Annotated in this window: 2 protein-coding genes; one reads left to right on the forward strand and one right to left on the reverse strand. The window is 49.0% G+C overall.

Going from position 1 to position 1,066, the window contains the following annotated elements; genetic code table 11:
- Positions 1 to 574 (reverse strand): metal-dependent hydrolase (locus COY37_RS10995; RefSeq protein ID WP_286977578.1); only part of this gene is annotated, 574 nt, incomplete at its 3' end.
- 258 nt (positions 575 to 832) lie between these two features.
- On the opposite strand from COY37_RS10995, the gene COY37_RS11000 reads away from it, so the two are divergent.
- On the forward strand, positions 833 to 1,066 hold a 234-nt coding region (locus COY37_RS11000), incomplete at its 3' end, for a hypothetical protein (RefSeq protein ID WP_286977579.1).

A 1,066-nucleotide genomic window follows, 5' to 3' on the forward strand; every position in this document is an offset into this window, starting at 1 on the left:
TCCCGAGGATGCTTAACAAAGCGTGCGCGTTATCCGGATACAGGTAGCCAAGCACGACCACTACTGCGATTATCCCCGGTGTAATGAGAAGCTTCTCAACCATCCCGTTCGTTTGCAGGCGCAAGAACTCGAATGGGGGAAGACCTATATGAAACGGGAGGGGGAAGAAGAGCGGAACGCCTTCCTTGGTCAGCATATCCGTAAACAAGTGCGAGCCGAATGCGATCATAAAGCTTAAGAATAGGATATTACCGTCGATGCCCGGCCCAAACGGCAGCACCGTAAGAAGCGCCCTCATACCGATGCCAAACAAAAACATCCCAAGAAACGAGTGCGTAATGTGGCGATGACCCCCGATAAACACCGGATGCACGATCCGCGACAAACACCCGCCGGCCGGCATCTTATCCCAAATCGTACTGCCCTGCTTATCGATGTCGGGGGTAAGGCCCCCGACAAGCGCCGTCAGCAACGATAGCGTCGCGGTCTCAAATGTCATGTCTTTTACAGGAAAAAGTATAGCCGCCGAAGCAACCGCCCCGACAGCCGCAACTTCATGCGTGCGTCCTAACATAGCAACCCCTTTTCATCTCAAGTACATCGCACGGGCGGGGGTAATTAGAACTATATTCTATCAGTTATGGGCAAACCGTGCATATCTTTGCTTGAATCCAGCGAGAAGTTGCAAGCAGCCGTCATCAATCCGCTTGCAAATAACCACAGAAGACCGCGTTTTTTGTATAATAACAACTGGAGATATTTTGCTCAGAGGTTTCGAATTTGAAAACTTCCTTAGAAATCTCAAGAGATACGTTTTTGTGAGGTAAACGCTATGGAAAACCACAAAGCTAAAACTCAAGATACTGATGCTGCAGATACTGATACTGCAAATATAAACGATACAAAGAATGGGGCGAATGAGGTCGAGAAACAAAAGAAAGCCGACGATCTCCTCACAGAGCAAAAGCGAAAAGACCTTTTACTTGAGCAGGAACGTATGCGCAAGTGGATAGAAGAAGACGAGCCTCCGCCGGTCAAAATGTCCTGCAAGCTCAGCCAGCACATA

This window comes from Candidatus Aquicultor secundus, assembly GCF_002791875.1.
Classification (GTDB): Bacteria; Actinomycetota; Aquicultoria; order Aquicultorales; family Aquicultoraceae; genus Aquicultor_A; species Aquicultor_A secundus.